The following is an 18,981-nucleotide window of genomic DNA, read 5'->3' as shown; positions in this document are numbered from 1 at the left end:
CGCCAGGGACAGACGCGGCCGCGCAGATCCCGATGCCACGCAACCGCTGGCCGGCACCGTGCTGCCTGGCGGAGTTTCGGCCTGATTGCGGGCAAATTCCATGACGCTCTCCCAAGGGGCTTCACCGGCCCTTCGCGTGCACCATGGCACAGACAATGCGCCCTTACAACAATCGATTGCAAAATGAGCTCGTCGATCTTCGGCACGAAAGCCGCGCGAACCGCAAGAAAAAGAAACTTGCCGCGAAGGGTTTTGCCACGCCCCTCGTTAAGCCGGTGTCCCTCATCCCTCCCCTCCCACTGATGGACCCTGACGAATGCCCCTTGCACACTCCGAACTCCGCCCAAATCCCGCCGGTGCCATGCGCTTTGCCCGCAACGACGCGATGATCACCGCACCCGCTCCGGCCAACGGTTATGAACCCGCCATGCGCCGCACCCACGATGCCCGCATCGCCCTGCTCGACGAAGATCAGCAGACCCGCGACATGCTGCGTGAATACCTGGAAGGCCAGGGCATGCACGTGGTGCCGGTGGCCAATGGCGCGGAACTGCGCCAGCTGGTGTCGCAGGAACCGATCGATGCGGTGATCCTTGATGTCATGGCCCGCGGCGAGGATTCGCTGGGCCTGCTGCGCGAAATGGCCGAACAGCCCGGCACGCCGCCGGTCATGCTGCTGTCGGCCGTGGCAAGCGACATCGATCGCATCGTCGGCCTTGAACTGGGCGCTGACGATTATCTCGCCAAGCCGTTCAATCCGCGCGAACTGCTCGCCCGCCTGCGCGTGGTGCTGCGCCGTGGCCATGCCGCCACCGCGCGCGCCGCTGCCACTCCGGTGCTGACCTTTGCCGGCTGGGTGCTCGATCCCACGTTCTATGTGGTGCGCGATGCCGCTGGCCGCGACGTTGACCTGACCAGCGGCGAATTCAAGCTGCTCCATGCCCTGGCCGTCCATGCCGGCCAAGTCGTCAGCCGCGAAGCACTGCTGCGCCTGGTCCATGGCGACGAAGCCGAAGCGTTTGACCGCGCCATCGATGTCGCCGTTTCGCGCCTGCGTGCCAAGCTGGTGCGCCACGGCGGCGGCGCGCTGATCCGCACGGTCCGTGGCGAAGGCTATCTGTTCGCGGCCCGCATCTGACCGCAAACTGACGCAACACCCCAAGACCTGGCGCCGCGTCCCTCCGCGCTGCTGCGTCCTGGAAGGCTTGGAACGGGGCTGCATCGCCAGGCGGTGCAGCCCGGTTCGCGTTTGCGCATGTCGCCAGCAAGCGTGCGTTAACCATTCCTTGGCCTCCATCCTTTTATTCCCGCCCTAGCCATAGCGACGGACAAAAAGGGGCAGACGGGGCATGACGCAGATCCACGGCGGCGACACGATCGCACCCTGGCTTTGCGCGCGGGCGCCGCTGTTGGCGCGGGTGCTGGCCTGGATAGCCCGCACGACCTTGGCGATGGATCGCTCCATCAACGCAGCCTTGGCCACAACCGTTGCGTGGACCGGCGCGATTTGCGCGGTTATCGCCCTGCAAATCCTGCTGATCATCACGCACAAACCTTGGTTGGACGAATGGCAGGCCGTGTTGATCGCGGTGCAGACGCCAACCTGGCCCGATCTGCTTGCCGCGCTGCGCTATGAAGGTCATCCCCCGCTGTGGTACGCGATCCTGCGCGGTCTGGCGCACTTTCTATCTGCGCCATTGCTGATCCTGCCGGTGGCAGCCGCCCTGATTGCGGTTCCGGGCCAGCTTGCCATCCTGCTAGCTGCACCCTTTGCGCGCAGCCAGCGGTTGTGCCTGGCCCTGTCGGAATTCGTGCTGTTCGAATTCTTTACCGTGTCGCGCAGCCTGACATTGGGCGCGGCCTGCGTTTTTCTCGCGTTGGCGCTGTGGCGGCGAGGGCATTGGGCCTGGCCGTTCATCGTGCTGTTGCCGCAGTGTGATTTCCTGTTCGGGGTGCTGTCGTTCATATTCGTCGGTTGGCGCTGGGCCGAACGGCGCGCGCCGCTGGGCTGGCTGGGCGGGTGGATCGCCTCGGGCCTGTTGGCAGCATGGTGGGTGCGCCCCGCGCCCGACGTGGCGCCTGCCATCACCCAGCATGGCCCGTTTGCCCGCCTGGTCGATTGGCTGGCAGGGATGAGCGCACAGGGGCTGCCGCTGCAGTGGCATGGCCTGCGCCCGGAATGGGATCAGCCACCGCCTGCGCTATTGGGCGCACTGGCCCTGTTCGCGCTGACCGCCATGGCATGGACGCAACTGCGCGGCCGCTGGGCCGACCGCGTAGTGCTCGCCGCTTTCGTGGGCTTTACCCTTGTGTTCAGCGTGGGGGTCTATGCCCTTTCGATCCGCCATCTCATGCTCTGCACGCTACTGCTGGTGGCGATGGTCTGGCGCCAAGCCCTTGCCGGGGGGCCCGGCCCTGGCGTGTGGATGCGCGCGTGGCTATGGCTTGTGGCAGGGTGTGGCCTGTTCATGGCCGTGGCCGCCCTGATCATGCCGTTCAACAACAGCGATCGCGCCTCCGCCTGGATCGCGTCTCATAACCTGAGCCAGGAACGCTGGCTGGCTTTTCCGGAAAGCGCGGGCGAGGGAATTTCGGGGCTGAGCGGCATGCCATTTCAACGCCTGGGCAAGCGCTGCACGCAAAGTTTTACCCGCTGGAACAATCCCGAACCGCAAAAGCTGGTCGATGGCGCGCAGTTCTATCGCGCGCTGGCCAGCACGGCGAAACACGAAGGCAGCTTTTATCTCCTGAGTGACTTTTCCCTGCCCGACATGCCGCCCCTGATTCGGCGGATCGGCGACGTCCCGGCCGGATTGGATGGCCAAGCCTTTCATTTCTATAGAGTTGGTGAAGGATTGCCGCCGCGCGGCCAGGCAACACCGCCATGTACGGCGCCATTGCGGCCTTTTGTCCGTTTTTAGGGAATCCTGAAGGTTTCCCTCGTATTCACTACGTCTGAAAAGCCGTTCCTGACCATTGTCGGGCTACGGCCCCGGAAGAACGAGTTGACAGGAAAAGACGCATGAGCGCTTTTGGCCGGAAGACAGGTTTGGGTGGAGCCACCGCCGCGCGCCCCTCGTTCGGCGTTGCCCGGCCGATGAAAACTGGCGAAGCCGCAACGGCCGTGCCCGCTGGCTTTGTCGAAGCAAGCCCTCTGCCCGGCGCCAACGATGACATGGGCGGCAAGCATGCCGATGCGATGAGCCGCCTGGCCGAACGCATCAACGGCGTGGTGGACAACACCTACCAGGCCGAAGGCTTCGAGGCGTCGGTCCACAAGATCAAGGAACAGGTGCTGCCGCGCCTGCTCGAACGTGTCGATCCCGAAGCCGCCGCAACGCTGACCAAGGATGAACTGTCGGAAGAATTCCGCCCGATCATCATGGAAGTGCTGGCCGAACTGAAAGTGACGCTCAACCGGCGCGAGCAATTCGCGCTGGAAAAGGTGCTGATCGACGAACTGCTCGGGTTCGGGCCGCTGGAGGAACTGCTCAACGATCCCGACGTGTCCGACATCATGGTCAACGGGCCGGAACAGACCTACATCGAAAAGAAGGGCAAGCTGCAGCTCGCGCCGATCCGCTTTCGCGATGAAAGCCACCTGTTCCAGATCGCCCAGCGCATCGTCAACCAAGTCGGCCGCCGCGTCGACCAGACCACGCCGCTGGCCGACGCCCGCCTCAAGGATGGCAGCCGCGTCAACGTGATAGTGCCGCCGCTTTCATTGCGCGGCACGGCGATCTCCATTCGTAAGTTTTCCGAAAAGCCGATCACGCTCGATATGCTGCGCGATTTCGGCTCGATGAGCGACAAGATGTGCACGGCGCTGAAAATCGCCGGCGCGTGCCGCATGAACATCGTGATTTCCGGGGGCACGGGCTCGGGGAAAACCACGATGCTCAACGCCTTGTCCAAGATGATCGACCCGGGCGAGCGCGTGCTGACGATCGAAGACGCGGCCGAACTGCGCCTGCAACAGCCGCACTGGCTGCCGCTGGAAACCCGCCCGCCGAACCTGGAAGGCCAGGGCGCGATCACCATCGGCGATCTGGTCAAGAACGCGCTGCGTATGCGCCCTGACCGCATTATCCTGGGCGAAATTCGCGGCGCGGAATGCTTTGACCTGCTGGCGGCGATGAACACCGGCCACGATGGCTCGATGTGTACGCTGCACGCCAACAGCCCGCGCGAATGCCTGGGCCGTATGGAAAACATGATCCTGATGGGCGACATCAAGATCCCAAAGGAAGCGATCAGCCGCCAGATTGCCGAAAGCGTCGACTTGATCGTTCAGGTCAAGCGCCTGCGCGACGGTTCCCGCCGTACGACCAACATCACCGAGGTGATCGGGATGGAAGGCGACGTGATCGTGACGCAGGAACTGTTCAAGTTCGAATATCTCGACGAAACCGAAGAGGGCAAGATCATCGGCGAGTTTCGCCCGTCCGGCCTGCGCCCCTATACCCTGGAAAAGGCGCGTCAGTTCGGGTTTGATCAGGCGTTCCTGGAAGCGTGCCTCTGATCGTCAGCTTGCCAGGGCGGCGCGCAAGGCACCGCCCAGCAGCACGCAGGCCATGAAAAAACACAGGGCATAGATCATCGTCCAGGGCATGCAGCCCACGCGATCGAGATCGGCACGCTTGCTGCGCCGCCGTTCGGCCACTAGCGCCACGATCGCCACCGCCAGCAGCACGCTGCCAACGGCCGCCACGGCTTGCCACGGCCCCTGCCACACCTGCTGCCAGTCTATCGTGCGCCACCGTTCGATCATGGCGGCGCCATGGCCGCAGCGCCGGCACGATGCAACCCCGCGATCGACAAGCCTTGCACTCGCATCGCCCTGCGCCTAGGCGCGCGGGCCATGCCGTCTCGTGAAAGACCCTTTCTGGCCCTGGGCCTGCGCCTGGTGGCAATGGCCATGCTGTCGACCATGCTGGTGCTGGTCAAGCTGACCGGCGAACGTGGCATGCCGCTGCACGAAACCATGTTCTGGCGGCAGACGCTGCCGGCGCTCATGCTGCTGGGCTGGCTTGGTGCGCGTGGACAACTGCATCGCCTGCGCACGGCGCGGCCGTGGGTTCATTTCCGCCGCGCGATGATCGGCACGGCCGGCATGTTCCTTACGCTCGGCGTTGTGCAGATCCTGCCCCTGGCCGAGGCGACCGTGCTGGGCTTTACCGCCCCGGTCTTTGCCGTGATCCTCTCTGCGCTCCTGCTCAAGGAACGGGTGGGGCCGTGGCGGTGGACGGCGGTGGCCATGGGCCTGCTGGGCATCGTGATCATTGCCGGCCCGAACCAGACCCACCTGCCCGCGCTGGGCGTCGCGGTTGGCGTCGGCGCGGCGTTCATGGTCGCGCTGGTCTCGATCCAGTTGCGCGACCTGGGTCGCACGGAAGAGCCACTGACAGTGGTATTCTATTTTTCCGCGATGAGCGCGCCGTTTCTGGCGCTGTTCCTGTTCCGCACCGGGGTGCACCATGATGCCCTCGGCTGGCTCATGCTCGGCGGCATTGGCCTGGCCGGCCTAGGCGCGCAATTGCTGATGACAGCCGCGCTGCGGTTCGGCCCGGTGTCCAGCGTGATCGTGATGGATTACTCGCAATTTGGCTGGGCCACGCTGTGGGGCTGGCTGGTCTTTGCCCACCTGCCGCCTGCCGCCACCTGGATCGGTGCGCCGATCGTGATTGCGGCAGGGCTGATCATCGCCTGGCGCGAACATGTGCGGCACCGACAGCAGCAAGCCAGCCCGGCTACTGCCTCTGCCATGGCGTAACTGCGGGGTCCTTAGGGCAAGGAACCGCATGCGAATTGGCTCGTTCTGTGCGCGTTCGGAAGGGCATGTTTCGAGCCTTTCGTCCCAAAAGGAAGGGAGCCAATCCTATGATGCGCAAGATCATCGTCGCGGCCGCCATGGGCGGCCTGCTGCTGGGCACGGCTGCGTGCAACACCGTCAAGGGCGCCGGCAAGGACATCCAGTCTGCTGGCCAGGCCGGTTCGGACGCAATCAACGGCAAGTAATCGCGCCGGGATAAAAAATTGGAAAGGCGCCGCAAGATCAATATCTTGCGGCGCCTTTTTACGTTTTCTTGTCAAGCGTTGGAGCGTGCTTCAGGCGTTCCACACCAAGCGCGGCTTGCGTGCAGCGCGGGTTTCATCGACCCGGCGGCGCGGGGCAAAGTGCGGCGCAGACTTGAGCGCGGGATCACCCGCCTTGGCGCGCGCACCCAGGCTTTCCATCGCCATGATGAACTGGTCGAGCCCGGCCTTGCTTTCGGTTTCGGTCGGCTCCACCAGCATGGCGCCATGCACCACCAGCGGGAAATAGACCGTCATCGGGTGATAGCCCTCGTCGATCAGGCCCTTGGCGAGGTCCAGCGTGGCAAAGCCATCGGCAAAGCCATCATCGCTGAACAGCGCTTCGTGCATGCACGGGCCAGCGGCCGCGAACGGCGCATGCAGCACATGCTCCAACCGGCGCAACACATAGTTGGCATTGAGCACGGCGTCGCCCGATGCCTGGGCCAGCCCGTCGGCGCCGTGGCTCAGGATATAGGCCAGGGCGCGGCTGAACATGCCCATCTGGCCATGGAACGCGCACATGCGACCGAACGCCTCGGGCGCCTCACTGGCGCTATCGGCCTCTTCCACCAGGCGCAGCATGCCATCGGCGCCGGGCGTGACGAAAGGCAGCGGCGCGAACGGCGCCAGTGCGTCTGACAGCACCACTGGCCCGGCACCCGGCCCGCCCCCGCCATGTGGCGTGGAAAAGGTCTTGTGCAGGTTGATGTGCATGGCGTCCACGCCCAGATCGCCCGGGCGCACCCGGCCGACGATGGCGTTGAAGTTGGCGCCATCGCAATAGACATAGCCGCCAGCGGCATGCACCGCATCGGCAATGGTCTTGAGATCGCGCTCGAACAGGCCGCAGGTGTTGGGGTTGGTGATCATCACCCCGGCCACATGCGGGCCGAGCTTGCCGATCAGCGCGGCGGTATCGACGCGGCCATCGTCGGTGGCGGGGATCGCCTCCACCTGGAAGCCGGCAAAGGCGGCGGTGGCCGGGTTGGTGCCATGCGCGCTTTCGGGCACCAGGATCACCTCGCGCTTGTCCCCCCGCGCATCGAGCGCGGCGCGGATCGCTAGCAAGCCGCACAGTTCGCCATGCGCACCGGCCTTGGGCGTCATCGCCACGGCGGCCATCCCGGTCAGCTTGACCAGCCAGTCAGCCAGTTCGTCGATCACCTTGAGCGCGCCCTGCACCGTGCCTACCGGTTGCAGCGGGTGCACATCGGCAAAACCGGGCATCCGCGCGACCTTTTCGTCCAGGCGCGGGTTGTGCTTCATCGTGCAACTGCCGAGCGGGAACGGCCCGAGGTCGATCGCATAGTTCTGGCGCGAGAGGCGGGTGTAGTGGCGCACCGCCTCCGGCTCGCTCAGGCCCGGCAGGTCCACCGGCGCCGCGCGCAGGGCGAGGCCAGCGAGCGGCGATCCGGGTACGTCGTCGAAATCAACGCCGCAGTGGTCCATCCGCCCCACTTCGAACAGCAGCGTTTCTTCCAGGTGCAGCGCGCGGTTGCCGGTCACGGTTTCGGGCGCTTCCAGCGCGGCAGGAATGCGGTCACCCAGTTCGGGGCGCCAGCCGGCGGGGTTCAGAACAGTCATGCCAGTACCTCCGCAAGCGCGGCGCACAGGGCCGCGATGTCTTCATCGGTCGTGAGTTCGCTGGTGGCGACGAGCAGCACGTGGGTGAGATCAGCCTGCCCCGGCACCAGCCGCGACAGGGCAACGCCGCCCAACACGCGACGGGCCGCCAGCGCATCCACCACCTCGGCCGCCGGGCGCGGCAGCGTGATGGCAAACTCGTTGACATAGCTGGCGTTGACCACGGCCACGCCCGGCAGCGCCGCCAGCGCGGTGGCCGCCTGGACCGCGCGCAAATGGCTGGCGCGGGCCATGCGGGCCAGGCCTTCACCACCCAGCAAGCTCAGGTGAATGCTGAAAGCCAGGGCGCAAAGCCCTGAATTGGTGCAGATATTGCTCGTCGCCTTTTCGCGCCGGATATGCTGTTCCCGCGTGGAAAGGGTCAGCACAAAAGCGCGCTTGCCATCGGCATCCACCGTTTCGCCACACAGGCGGCCCGGCATCTGGCGCACGTACTTTTCGCGGCAACCAAACAGGCCCAGGTAAGGCCCGCCGAACTGCAGGCCAACGCCGAGCGACTGACCTTCGCCGACGACGATATCCGCGCCCAGCGTGCCCGGGCTTTCGATCAGGCCCAGCGCAACCGGTTCGGTCACCACCGCGATCAACAGCGCGCCCTGGGCCTCCGCGGCCGCGGCAATGCGCTTGAGATCGGGAATGCGGCCCAGCACATCAGGATACTGTACCAGCACGCACGATGTTTCAGCGTCGATCGCGGCGATCAGCGCTTCGTCATCGGCCTGTGCCGACACTTCGGGCTTGGCCGTTACCAGCGTATCGCCGGTAAAGCGCGCCATGGTCTGCGCCGTTCCCACGTAGTGCGGGTGCAGGCCGCCCGAAAGCACCGCCTTGCTGCGGCGGGTAATGCGGCCGGCCATGGCGATGGCTTCCCAGCACGCGGTCGAGCCATCGTAGAGCGAGGCATTGGCCACATCGGTGCCGAACAGGCGCGCCACCTGGGTCTGGAATTCGAACAGCACCTGCAGGGTGCCTTGCGCGATTTCCGGCTGATAGGGGGTGTAGGCGGTGAGAAACTCGCCGCGCTGGATCAGGTGATCGACCGTCGCGGGAACATGGTGGCGATAGGCCCCTGCCCCCAGGAAGAACGGCACTTGCCCGGCGGTGAGGCTTTCGGCCGAAAGCCGCGCCATATGGCGTTCGACCGCCATTTCGCTGGCATGGCCCGGCAGGCCTGCGATCGGGCCAGAGAGCCGCGCCGCCGCCGGAACATCAGCAAACAGCGCGTCGATATCGGGAGCCCCGATCGTGGCGAGCATCTCGCCACGATCATGGTCGCTCAAGGGAAGATAGCGCATCGTGTCAAAGCCCCGCGACATGGGCGACATAGGCCGCCTCGTCCATCAGCCCGTCGAGCTGGGCCGCATCGGCCAGCGTCATGCGCCACAGCCAGCCCTCGCCTTCCGGCGCGGAATTGACCAGTTCGGGGGCGTCTTCCAGGGCCGGGTTAACTTCGGTAACGGCGCCCGAAACCGGGGCATAGACATCCGAAGCGGCCTTGACCGAATCCACGACAGACGCGCTGTCGCCCTTGGCCAGGGCAGCGCCCACGGCGGGCAGTTCGACAAAGGTGATGTCGCCCAGCTGGCTCTGCGCATAGTCGGTGATGCCGACAGTTGCAGCATCGCCTTCAACCACAAGCCATTCGTGATCAGCGGTGAAATAGCGGGTCATCAGGCGGCTCCTTTGCGCACGTAACGATGGGGATGGAAGGGAAGCGAAACGACAGTGGCGGCAAGGCTCTTGCCGCGCACGGAAAGGGTCAGCGCGGTGCCGGGCACGGCCAGCGCGGTTTCGACGAAGGCCATGGCGATCGGCCGCTCCAGGCTGGGGGCAAAGCCGCCAGAGGTGACGGTGCCCACGGTGCGGCCATCTGACACCACCTCGGCGCCTTCGCGTGCGGCCATGCGGCCTTCAATCAGCAGGCCCACGCGGCGCCGCGCGGTGCCTTGGGCAAAAGCCTTGGCCAGTTGTGGCGCGCCGGGGAAACCAGCGTCAGCCAGTCGGCGGCGAACTGGAATGGCAAAGCCGAGATCGGCCTCTACCGGATCGATATCGGGCGAAAGATCATGGCCATAGAGCGGCAGGCCGGCTTCCAGGCGCAGCGAATCCCGCGCACCCAGGCCAATCGGCTTGACCTGCGGCTGGGCCAGCAGGGCATCGGCCAGCGCCACGGCGTGATCAGCATGGACCGAAATTTCAAAGCCATCCTCGCCGGTATAACCCGACCGGCTGACGCCCAGTGCCACCCCGTTCCACACGAACGGCGCAGCCTCCATGAACACCAGGCTGTCAAGCGTGCGCGCCGGATCGGCGGCCGGCACCAGGCCCAACGCGCCGAGCGCCAGGGCGGCTTCCGGTCCTTGCAGCGCCAGCAGCGCGTGGTCTGCCAGGTGGTCCAGCGTCACGCCGTGCGGCAGGCGCGCGGTGATGTGGGCGATATCGGCATGCTTGGTGGCGCCGTTGACCACCACGTAGAAATCCGGGCCGCGATTGGTCACGATCAGATCGTCAAGGATGCCGCCGTCGTCCGCCAGCAGCAGCGAATAGCGCTGCTTGCCGGGCTTGAGCGTGGTGAACGCGCCGGGCAGCAAGGCCTCAAGCGCCTGCGCAGCATGGTCACCGCGCAGCACCAGCTGGCCCATGTGCGACACATCGAATAGCCCGGCATGCGCGCGGGTCCACTGATGTTCGGCCAGAATGCCTTCGTACTGCACCGGCATGTGATAGCCGGCGAATTCCACCATCCGGCCGCCGCGTGCGCGGTGCCAGGCATCAAGAGGCAGGGTGAGGATAAGCGGCTTTTCGCCCGCAATCGGGGCGAGATCGTATGTGTCACTCACAAGTTTCAACTCCGCACAGAGGTGCACCCAACGGTGCCCCCTCTGTCACGGAAACCTGAGAGCTTTCCCCCGCGCCCCTAGTTGTGGCGCATCGCGGGGTTACCCCTTCGGCGGCCCCATTTCCCTGCGGAAATGCAGCACTTTCCAGAGTGTCGCTATAGACCCCGTGCGGTCCTTTAGCCTGAGAGATTCCGGGGCGGTTGCTCCTTCGGCGTCACTGCTTTTTCACATATGCGAATCAGCAGCAAACTCTCCCGCGCGGGTCAGCGACAGGCCCGCCCTTTCGCGCAGGCACCCCGTGCAAGTCAACTGCCTGGATAAGCAGTCCCGCGCGCAGCGCTGTGGATGGAGCGAAAATGGTGGACGAACTGCCCATCGGCCTGGACGCTGGCCAGGTTTACAATCGCCTGGCCCACCGTGCTGGCGGTGATCGAGCGATAGCGGGAAAGCGCGCCCCTCAGCGCCCAATCGACCAGCGGCGCCACCGCCATGCCCAAGCGCTCTGCCGGGCGGACCGCGCCTTGGCGGGCGCCGCGCAGCAGGCCGGGTCGAAGTATATCGCACCGGGCGAAGCCCAGCGCTGCCACGTCCCGCTCTACCGCGCCCTTGGTGGCGAGATAGAACGTGCGCGCGGCCGGATCAGCGCCGACCGACGAAACCAGGATCGCATGGCCAACGCCCGCCTGGCGCGCCGCCGTCGCACAGCGCAGCGTGAGGTCATGGTCCACCGCCCGAAAGGCGGCGCGATCGCCACCCACCGCCGCGATCGTCGTGCCCAAGGCCAGCACGATCACATCAGGGCGCACCTGCGCCACGGCATCGGCCCAGTATTCGGGCGCGATCACCAATTGGTCCATCTGCGCGCCGGCGGGCAAGGTCGCCGCACGGCGCCCCAAGGCAACCATGCGCAAGCCGGGCCGGCCGGCGGCGGCAGCCAGCACGGCTTGACCCACCAGCCCCGTCGCGCCGACCAGCAGCACGCGGACGGGATCAGACATTGCTAAGTCCCTCAGGCACTTGCCCGACGATCTTCGCGTAACAGTCGATTGCATAGCGGTCGGTCATGCCCGCAATGAAATCGGCGATAACGCGGCTGCGCGCCGGCTCTGCCGCCGGCAAGCGCGCCTGCCAGGCGGCCGGCATGTGTCCGGCATCGGCGCGATAGGCAGCAAACAGCGTTTCCACCACATGCCGCGCACGATCGGCCGCCTCCACCTGCTCGGGATGAAGGTAGAGCCGCGCGTACATGAACTGCTTGAGCGTGCGTTCTTCCCGCCGCACCTCTTCGGAAAACCCGCAAAGCGCGCGCCCGGCCGCGCGCACCGCCGCCACACTGTCGACCCCACTATCATCCAGGCGCCGCCGCGTTTCGCCGATCACGTCGTTGACCATCCGGCCGATCTGCCCCCGCACCAATTCGCGCAGCAGCCGCTCGCGCGGGGCATGGGGATGGCGCGCCTCGATCGCGTACCATTGATCGGCCACGAACGGCAGTTCCAGCAGATCGTCGAGCGTCAGGAAACCGCCGCGCAGTCCATCGTCGATATCGTGGTTGTCATAGGCAATGTCGTCGGAAATCGCGGCGATCTGCGCCTCGATCGAGGCGTGACTGGCCAGGTCGAGCGGGAACGCCGCGTCGAGTTCGGCCAGCGCCCAGGTGGGCTTCTTCACCGGCCCGTTATGCTTGGCCAGGCCTTCGAGCATTTCCCAGGTCAGGTTGAGGCCATCGTGCTCAACATAGGGGCTTTCCAGGCGCATCAGCACGCGCAAGGTATTGGCGTTGTGATCAAATCCGCCGCAGCTTGCCAGCGCCGCCTCCAGCGCGTCCTCGCCGGCATGGCCGAACGGGGGATGGCCAATATCATGCGCCAAGCACAGTGCTTCGGTCAGGTCTTCGTCCGCGCCCAGGGCCCGGGCAATCACGCGCCCGATCTGCGCCACTTCCAGGCTGTGCGTCAACCGCACACGATAGTGATCGCCGTCGGGCGCGATGAACACTTGGGTCTTGTGGCGCAGCCGGCGAAACGCGATCGAATGGATGATCCGGTCGCGATCGCGCTGGAATTCGCTGCGCGGGCCGCGCACCCCGCCCTGCTCTGGTGCGAACTCTCGCCCGCGCGAGGCAGCGGGATCGCAGGCCCAGGGCGCGCGCATGTCGGTCACCCTGCGCCCAGTATCCAGTCTGCCGCCGCCTCGGCATGGATGCGCGTGCCATCATAGATCGGCAGCACGTTGGCATCGACATCGATCACCATGTCGAGTTCGGTGCAGCCGAGCACCACGCCTTGCGCGCCGGCCTGGCCCATGGTGGTCAACAAGGTCTTGAACGTGCGCTCGGCCGAGCGCGTGGCGCGTCCCTGCATCAGCTCTTCATAGATGATCCGGTCGATCTCATCGACATTGTCCATCACCGGCGGCAGCAGCGTCACCCCATGGGCAACCAGACGCTTGCGGTAAAAGCTTTCGACCATGACATTGCGCGAGCCGATCAGGGCAGCGGTCTTGACGCCATTGGCCTGCATCCGCGCGCCAACGGCGTCGGCAATGTGGATCACTGGCACGCCCACCGACGCGGCAACCTGGTCATAGACCTTGTGCATCGAGTTGGCGCCGATCAGAAGCGCGGTGGCGCCAGCCTGCTCCAGCCGCTTGGCGCTCTGCACCAGCACGGTTGCGGCGTGGGCCCACTCATCCGCCGTCGAAAGCCGGGCCAGACCGGCAAAATCGAGGCTTTCGATCAGCAAAGGCGCGCTCGACAACGTGCTTGTGCGCGCCTGAACCAGCTTGTTGAGATGCTCGTAATAGGTGCGGGTCGAAACCCAGCTCATGCCGCCGATAAGGCCAATCTTGCGCAAACCACTATCTCCCACCGGCGCCCCCGCCGGTCAGTCCCGTTTCGATGGTTTTCAGCCTTAGGCAAGACCACCGCCCAGGTCCAGCGGCCCACGGCAGCGATCCACCGTGCGCGCGCACGCGGTTCACCGCTTTTCGGGGGCCAATCCCATGGCGCAGAGCGCAGCAGCGCTGACCGTCACTTGCACCAGTTGCGGATCATCGAGCCGGCGCACGGTCCACACGTAATCGGCCAGGCTGCGCTTGGGTGCCTGCAGCGCCTCCAACCGGCGCAACTGGCCCAGCGACAGGCGATCGGTCATACGCTCGGCCATGCAGGCGGCATTGGCGTGGGACAGGCCGGCATCGACCAAGGCCGTGCGCACGCGGCCCTCGGCCAGTTTAGAGACGCAGCCGGTAGAAACGAGCGACAGCGCGGCGGCGGCGGTGACAAGAACGATGGGCTTCATGCCCGCCTTCTCGCCCCGCCGCGCCGACGCTGTCAACCAGGGGTTATCCTCAATGCTGGAGCGCCTTGACGATCTCCTCCACCATCTTCTTGGCGTCTGCCAGCAGCATCATCGTCTGGTCCATGTAGAACACGTCGTTGTCGACGCCCGAATAGCCGACCCCGCCCATGGAGCGCTTGACGAAGAAGATGGTCTTGGCCTTGTCCACGTCGAACACCGGCATGCCATAGATCGGGCTGGACTTGTCGGTCTTGGCCGCGGGGTTGACCACGTCGTTGGCGCCGATCACGAAGGCCACGTCGGCCTGGGCGAAATCGCCCTGGATGTCTTCCAGTTCAAAGACTTCGTCATAGGGCACATTGGCTTCGGCGAGCAGCACATTCATGTGCCCGGGCATGCGTCCCGCCACCGGGTGGATCGCATACTTGACGTTGACGCCATTGGCCTTGAGCACATCACCCATCTCACGCAGCACGTGCTGCGCCTGGCTGACGGCCATGCCATAGCCCGGGATAATGATGACGTTTTCCGCTTCCTTCATCAGGAACGCCGCGTCTTCGGCAGAACCGCGCTTCCACGGGCGCTGCTCCTTGGCCGCGCCGCCGCTGACGGCTGCTTCGGCGCCAAAGCCCCCGGCGATCACCGACAGGAACGAGCGGTTCATCGCCTTGCACATGATGTACGACAGGATCGCGCCCGAAGAGCCGACCAGCGCGCCAGTGATGATCATGGCCGTGTTGTGCAGGGTGAAACCCATCGCCGCTGCCGCCCAGCCGGAATAGCTGTTGAGCATCGAGACCACCACCGGCATGTCTGCCCCGCCGATCGGGATGATCAGCAGGAAGCCAATCACGAACGACAGCGCGGTGATCGTGGCGATGACCCAGGCGCTTTGATCCTGGGTAAACCAGCCAACCAGCCCGAGGATCGCGATCAGCGTGCCCAGGTTGATCACATGCCGCCCGGGCAGCAGGATCGCCGCGCCGCTCATCTTGCCAGCCAGCTTGAGGAACGCGATGATCGAGCCGGAGAAGGTGATCGCGCCGATGGCAATGCCCAGGCCCATTTCCACCCGGCTTTGCGGTTCGATCAGCCCTTGCGCATCAAGAATGCCGAACGCCTCGGGATTGGCATAGGCCGCCAGCCCCACCAGCACGGCGGCCAGGCCCACCAGCGAGTGGAACGCGGCCACCAGTTGCGGCATCGCCGTCATCTGGATGCGCCGCGCGATGATGAAGCCGATGCCGCCACCAATGGCGATGGCCACGGCGATTTCCGGCAGGCTGGCGATCGAATGGGTAACCAGCGTGGTCGCCACCGCAATCGTCATGCCGATCATGCCATAACGGTTGCCCGCCCGGCTCGTACCAGGTGACGAAAGCCCGCGCAGCGCCATGATGAACAGCACACCGGCGACGAGGTAGGCCAGGCCCACCCAAGGAGAGGAAGCGTGTTCCATCACTTCTTCTCCTTCTTCTTGTACATCGCCAGCATGCGCTGGGTAACGGCAAAGCCGCCGAAGATATTGACCGACGCCAGGACCACCGCACCCAGCCCCAGCACCTTGGCCAGCGGCGACCCCGCCGCTGCCGACGCGACCAGCGCGCCCACGATGATGACCGAGGAAATGGCATTGGTCACCGCCATCAACGGCGTGTGCAGCGCCGGCGTGACCGACCAGACGACGTAATAGCCGACAAAGCAGGCGAGCACGAAAATGCTCAGGATCGATATGAAGTCCATCAGTTTTCCTCCCCGGAACGGGGAGGGGGACCGTCCGCAGGACGGTGGAGGGGACCAGCCACGCGCGCCACGATAGCTTCTGCCGTTCCCACGGCATCGGCCAAGACACGCTTTGCGGAAATCCTCATCACCCTGAACCCGTTCTCATTCATGAAGCGCCGCCTCGTCTCGTCGTGAGCAGCGCGATCGCTATTATCGTGGGCCATGCCATCCACTTCGACCACAAGGCGATGCGAAAGGCAGCAGAAGTCGGCAACATAGGGACCGATCGGATGCTGGCGGCGAAACTTCAGTCCGCGGGGTCGTTGCCGCAGATATTGCCACAGCATCCGCTCGGGCACACTCATGGTACGTCGCAGGCGACGGGCCAACACCACTTCGCGGCGCGGCTGAGGCCGAGAGTCCCCTCCACCGCCCTGCGGGCGGTCCCCCTCCCCGTACCGGGGAGGAAGTACACTCACCCCTTGAGCCTTTCGTGCACGACCTGCCCGCCTTGCGTCAGGCGGATGGCGTTGCCGATTTCCTCGTCCAGCACCGGGCGGCCTTGTTCCTTGTCCCAGAAGGCGGAGAGAAAATTGAACAGGTTGCGCGAGAACAGCGCCGAAGCATCGGCCGGCAGGAGCGCAGGCGTGTTGGCATAGCCGACGATTTTCACGCCGTGGCGTTCCACCACTTGGTCGGCCACGCTGCCTTCCACGTTGCCGCCTTGCGCCACGGCGAGGTCATAGATGACCGATCCCGGGCGCATCGTAGCGATCTGGGCATCGCTGATCAGGCGCGGCGCGGCGCGGCCGGGGATCAGCGCGGTGGTGATGACGATGTCCTGCTTGGCGATGTGGCTCGATACCAGTTCGGCTTGGGCCTTCTGGTATTCGGGGCTCATTTCGGTGGCATAGCCGCCCGCGCCTTCGCCCTCGATCCCCGCCACATTCTCCACGAAGATCGGCTTGGCGCCCAAGGACTGGATCTGTTCCTTGGTGGCAGAGCGCACGTCGGTGGCGGAAACCTGTGCGCCGAGGCGGCGGGCGGTGGCGATGGCCTGGAGGCCTGCCACACCCACGCCCATGATGAAGGCCTTGGCCGCGCTCACCGTGCCGGCCGCCGTCATCATCATCGGGAAAGCCCGGCCATAGAGATTGGCCGCCACCAGCACGGCCTTATAGCCAGCGAGGTTGGCCTGCGATGACAGGATATCCATCGATTGCGCGCGGGTGATGCGCGGCATGAATTCCATCGCCAGCGCCTCGAGCCCGGCGGCGGCATAGGCATCCACCCGCCCGCGCTGGCCAAAGGGATCGAGCCCTGCCACGATCCACGCACCAGGCGCGGCGCCAGCCAACAGTGCCGGATCGGGCCCCTGCACGCCCAGCACGATCTGCGCGCCGGCGGCGGCATCGACGCTGGCAATCGCCGCGCCGGCGGCCTGAAAATCATCGTCGGAAATACCGGCGCCCTTCCCCGCGCCGCTTTCCACCACCAGTTTGGCCCCCAAAGCCGAGAGCTTGCGCACCGTTTCCGGTGTCGCCGCCACCCGGCTCTCCCCCGTCGCGCGTTCCCGAAGAACGGCGATCGTTATGTCATGTGACATTCTTTATTGTATGATCAGGATCACGAAAGCGACGATGAGCGCGATCACCGGCACGGAGACCTTGATCATCGAGATAAAGCCTTCGTAGGTTTCACGTGCAGCCTTCATATCATTGGCAGACGTCATGCTCACTCATCCCTCGTTATTATCCTTGGGAGCACCTTAAACCGCTGGTCCGCGTCTCTCAAGGGCGATTGAATGGCCTGATTGTTTAATCAGGTTTTTACCAGAAATGCGTAATCGGGTGTTGTTTCAACGACGGGAAAATCATGGCCGAAGCCGACGACCGCCTGCTGATGCTGATCGATGATGAGCCTGCGCAATGCCGGCTGATCACGGCACTGGCCGCACGCGAAGGGTGGCGCACGCTCGTGGCCCGCGATTCCGAAACCGCGATTGCCACACTCGGCACGCGCCAGGGCATGCAACTGGGCGCCATCATCCTGGATCAATGGGTTCCGGGCGACGATGCCTGTGCGCTGATCGCCGAACTCAAGGCGCGGCGCCCGGCCCTGCCGATCCTGATGCTCACCACCAGTGCCTCGCCGCTGCTGGCCGTAGAAGCCATGCGCGCTGGCGCGACCGATTATCTGATCAAGCCCGTGGCGCCCGATCGCCTGCTCCAGGCCCTGCGCAGCGCCACCACGCGCGAGGCGCCCGCGGCAGAGCTTCAGCCGCTCACCGAAAAGATCGGCACGACGCTCGACTTTGATTCGATGATCGGCGCCGCGCCGGCATTCCGCGCCGCACTGGCCGTGGCGGCCAAGGCGGCGCGGACCCAGCAGACGGTGCTGATCGAGGGCGAAAGCGGCACTGGCAAGGAAATGCTGGTGCGTGCGATGCACGCCGCGAGCCCGCGCGCCAAGGCGCCGCTGCGCATCGTCAACGCTGGCGGCATTCCCGCCAACCAGATCGAAAGCGTGCTGTTCGGCCACGAAAAGGGCGCGTTTCCCGGGGCCTTCGATCGGCATATCGGTGCGCTGCAACACGCTGACGGCGGCACGCTGGTGATCGACGAGGTCGATCGCCTGCCCCTTCATGTGCAGGAACGGCTGACCCAGTTCGTCGAACGCGGCGATGTACAACCGATTGGCGCGCGCCACTCGTTCCGCATCGACGTACGCCTGTTCGCGTGCAGCAATGCGCCGTTGCGCGATCTGGCCGAGGCGGGTTTCTATCATGCGCCCCTGGTCGATGCGCTCAGCACGGTGCACGTGCATCTGCCCGCGCTGCGCCAGCGGTCGGGCGATATCGCCGCGCTGGCCCGCTATTTCCTTACGCGGATCGGGGAGCAGCCGGGCCTGCGCCCGCTTGGCATCACCGATAGCGCGCTGGCCCTGCTCAAGGCCTATGACTGGCCGGGCAACGTGCGGCAATTGCAGGCCACGCTGTTTCGCGCCGCCGTGTTCTGCGATGCAGAAACACTGACCGCGCAAGACTTCCCCAATCTCTCGACGATGGTGGGCGAAACCCCGCGCAGCCCGGCACCTATCAGCGACGGTGCCGGCGTGATGCTGTTCACCGCCGACGGCAACCTGCGCCCGCTGGAAGAGATCGAGGCCGATGTCATCCGCCTGGCGATCGGCCACTATCGCGGCCGCATGACCGAAGTGGCACGGCGCCTGGGGATCGGCCGCTCGACGCTCTACCGCAAGCTGTCGGAACTGGGCATCGACAACGCGGCCTGACAGGGACGTGCGCGGCTGGGGCTTCGACAAGCTCAGCCCGAACGGTATTCACAAACTGCTCTTTAATCCGTTCGGGCTGAGCCTGTCGAAGCCCCCGC

Annotated in this window: 20 protein-coding genes and 2 riboswitches; of the genes, 6 read left to right on the top strand and 14 right to left on the bottom strand. The window is 65.4% G+C overall.

Annotation, left to right across the window (positions count from 1 at the left end; translation table 11 throughout):
* Nucleotides 1-361 precede the first annotated feature (361 nt).
* The 3 genes from C8K14_RS06395 to C8K14_RS06385 all read left to right on the top strand — a co-directional run bounded on the left by C8K14_RS06395 (nt 362) and on the right by C8K14_RS06385 (nt 4,522).
* On the top strand, nt 362-1,138 hold the full coding sequence (locus C8K14_RS06395) for a winged helix-turn-helix domain-containing protein (RefSeq protein ID WP_199223695.1): 777 nt from the start codon (nt 362-364) through the stop codon (nt 1,136-1,138).
* Nucleotides 1,139-1,349: 211 nt separating this feature from the next.
* Nucleotides 1,350-2,921, top strand: coding sequence for a hypothetical protein (locus tag C8K14_RS06390; protein ID WP_107716081.1), 1,572 nt, complete (start codon nt 1,350-1,352; stop codon nt 2,919-2,921).
* Nucleotides 2,922-3,022: 101 nt separating this feature from the next.
* Nucleotides 3,023-4,522, top strand: coding sequence for a CpaF family protein (locus tag C8K14_RS06385; protein ID WP_028657883.1), 1,500 nt, complete (start codon nt 3,023-3,025; stop codon nt 4,520-4,522).
* 3 nt (nt 4,523-4,525) lie between these two features.
* On the opposite strand, the gene C8K14_RS06380 is transcribed toward C8K14_RS06385, so the two are convergent.
* Nucleotides 4,526-4,771 carry a hypothetical protein gene (locus C8K14_RS06380; protein ID WP_107716080.1) on the bottom strand — a complete coding sequence of 82 codons (246 nt, stop codon included), beginning with the start codon at nt 4,769-4,771 and terminating at the stop codon, nt 4,526-4,528.
* Between the two features lie 90 nt (nt 4,772-4,861).
* On the opposite strand from C8K14_RS06380, the gene C8K14_RS06375 reads away from it, so the two are divergent.
* Entirely contained in the window at nt 4,862-5,773 is a 912-nt protein-coding gene (locus C8K14_RS06375) for a DMT family transporter (RefSeq protein WP_107716079.1), read from the top strand.
* Nucleotides 5,774-5,880: 107 nt separating this feature from the next.
* Nucleotides 5,881-6,018 carry an entericidin A/B family lipoprotein gene (locus tag C8K14_RS06370; RefSeq protein ID WP_022676376.1) on the top strand — a complete coding sequence of 46 codons (138 nt, stop codon included), beginning with the start codon at nt 5,881-5,883 and terminating at the stop codon, nt 6,016-6,018.
* Nucleotides 6,019-6,108: 90 nt separating this feature from the next.
* Here the strand turns inward: C8K14_RS06370 and gcvPB are convergent, their stop codons facing one another.
* The 13 genes from gcvPB to C8K14_RS06305 form a co-directional block, all read right to left on the bottom strand.
* On the bottom strand, nt 6,109-7,662 hold the full coding sequence (gene gcvPB / locus C8K14_RS06365; protein ID WP_107716078.1) for an aminomethyl-transferring glycine dehydrogenase subunit GcvPB: 1,554 nt from the start codon (nt 7,660-7,662) through the stop codon (nt 6,109-6,111).
* Nucleotides 7,659-9,017: an aminomethyl-transferring glycine dehydrogenase subunit GcvPA gene (gcvPA, locus tag C8K14_RS06360; RefSeq protein WP_107716265.1), complete on the bottom strand. Its 1,359-nt coding sequence runs from the start codon at nt 9,015-9,017 to the stop codon at nt 7,659-7,661. The genes gcvPB and gcvPA overlap by 4 nt, the downstream gene beginning before the upstream one ends.
* A 4-nt stretch (nt 9,018-9,021) precedes the next feature.
* Entirely contained in the window at nt 9,022-9,393 is a 372-nt protein-coding gene (gcvH, locus tag C8K14_RS06355) for a glycine cleavage system protein GcvH (protein ID WP_107716077.1), read from the bottom strand.
* Nucleotides 9,393-10,562, bottom strand: a complete 1,170-nt coding sequence (gcvT, locus tag C8K14_RS06350) for a glycine cleavage system aminomethyltransferase GcvT (RefSeq protein WP_107716076.1) — start codon at nt 10,560-10,562, stop codon at nt 9,393-9,395. Before gcvT ends, gcvH begins: the two co-directional genes overlap by 1 nt.
* Before the next feature lie 32 nt (nt 10,563-10,594).
* A riboswitch (glycine riboswitch) is annotated at nt 10,595-10,720 on the bottom strand.
* Between the two features lies 1 nt (nt 10,721).
* Nucleotides 10,722-10,829: riboswitch (glycine riboswitch) on the bottom strand.
* A 38-nt stretch (nt 10,830-10,867) separates the two neighbouring features.
* Entirely contained in the window at nt 10,868-11,560 is a 693-nt protein-coding gene (locus C8K14_RS06345; protein ID WP_107716075.1) for an NAD(P)H-binding protein, read from the bottom strand.
* Nucleotides 11,553-12,716, bottom strand: a complete 1,164-nt coding sequence (locus C8K14_RS06340) for a deoxyguanosinetriphosphate triphosphohydrolase (RefSeq protein ID WP_107716264.1) — start codon at nt 12,714-12,716, stop codon at nt 11,553-11,555. Before C8K14_RS06340 ends, C8K14_RS06345 begins: the two co-directional genes overlap by 8 nt.
* A 5-nt stretch (nt 12,717-12,721) precedes the next feature.
* Nucleotides 12,722-13,417, bottom strand: coding sequence for an aspartate/glutamate racemase family protein (locus tag C8K14_RS06335; protein WP_022676369.1), 696 nt, complete (start codon nt 13,415-13,417; stop codon nt 12,722-12,724).
* Nucleotides 13,418-13,540: 123 nt separating this feature from the next.
* The gene (locus tag C8K14_RS06330; RefSeq protein ID WP_062782802.1) at nt 13,541-13,864 is read right to left on the bottom strand and encodes a hypothetical protein; all 324 of its coding nucleotides are present in this window, start codon (nt 13,862-13,864) and stop codon (nt 13,541-13,543) included.
* Between the two features lie 49 nt (nt 13,865-13,913).
* Complete coding sequence (locus tag C8K14_RS06325; RefSeq protein ID WP_107716074.1) at nt 13,914-15,323, bottom strand: NAD(P)(+) transhydrogenase (Re/Si-specific) subunit beta; 1,410 nt, start codon at nt 15,321-15,323, stop codon at nt 13,914-13,916.
* Nucleotides 15,323-15,607: a proton-translocating transhydrogenase family protein gene (locus C8K14_RS06320; protein ID WP_022676366.1), complete on the bottom strand. Its 285-nt coding sequence runs from the start codon at nt 15,605-15,607 to the stop codon at nt 15,323-15,325. Before C8K14_RS06320 ends, C8K14_RS06325 begins: the two co-directional genes overlap by 1 nt.
* Nucleotides 15,607-15,981 carry an endonuclease domain-containing protein gene (locus C8K14_RS06315; protein WP_369974041.1) on the bottom strand — a complete coding sequence of 125 codons (375 nt, stop codon included), beginning with the start codon at nt 15,979-15,981 and terminating at the stop codon, nt 15,607-15,609. Before C8K14_RS06315 ends, C8K14_RS06320 begins: the two co-directional genes overlap by 1 nt.
* Nucleotides 15,982-16,064: 83 nt before the next feature.
* On the bottom strand, nt 16,065-17,183 hold the full coding sequence (locus tag C8K14_RS06310; protein ID WP_107716263.1) for an NAD(P) transhydrogenase subunit alpha: 1,119 nt from the start codon (nt 17,181-17,183) through the stop codon (nt 16,065-16,067).
* Between the two features lie 15 nt (nt 17,184-17,198).
* A complete protein-coding gene (locus C8K14_RS06305) occupies nt 17,199-17,321 on the bottom strand; it encodes an aa3-type cytochrome c oxidase subunit IV (RefSeq protein ID WP_022676364.1) in 123 nt (40 codons plus the stop codon).
* Nucleotides 17,322-17,464: 143 nt separating this feature from the next.
* On the opposite strand from C8K14_RS06305, the gene C8K14_RS06300 reads away from it, so the two are divergent.
* Nucleotides 17,465-18,883, top strand: coding sequence for a sigma-54 dependent transcriptional regulator (locus C8K14_RS06300; protein ID WP_062782799.1), 1,419 nt, complete (start codon nt 17,465-17,467; stop codon nt 18,881-18,883).
* The last annotated feature ends 98 nt before the right edge of the window (nt 18,884-18,981 follow it).

It is taken from the genome of Novosphingobium sp. GV079, from assembly GCF_003058045.1.
In the GTDB taxonomy this organism is placed as follows: Bacteria; Pseudomonadota; Alphaproteobacteria; order Sphingomonadales; family Sphingomonadaceae; genus Novosphingobium; species Novosphingobium capsulatum.
The sequence above is the reverse complement of the archived record's forward strand: the minus strand, read 5'-3'. Positions and strand labels throughout refer to the sequence as shown.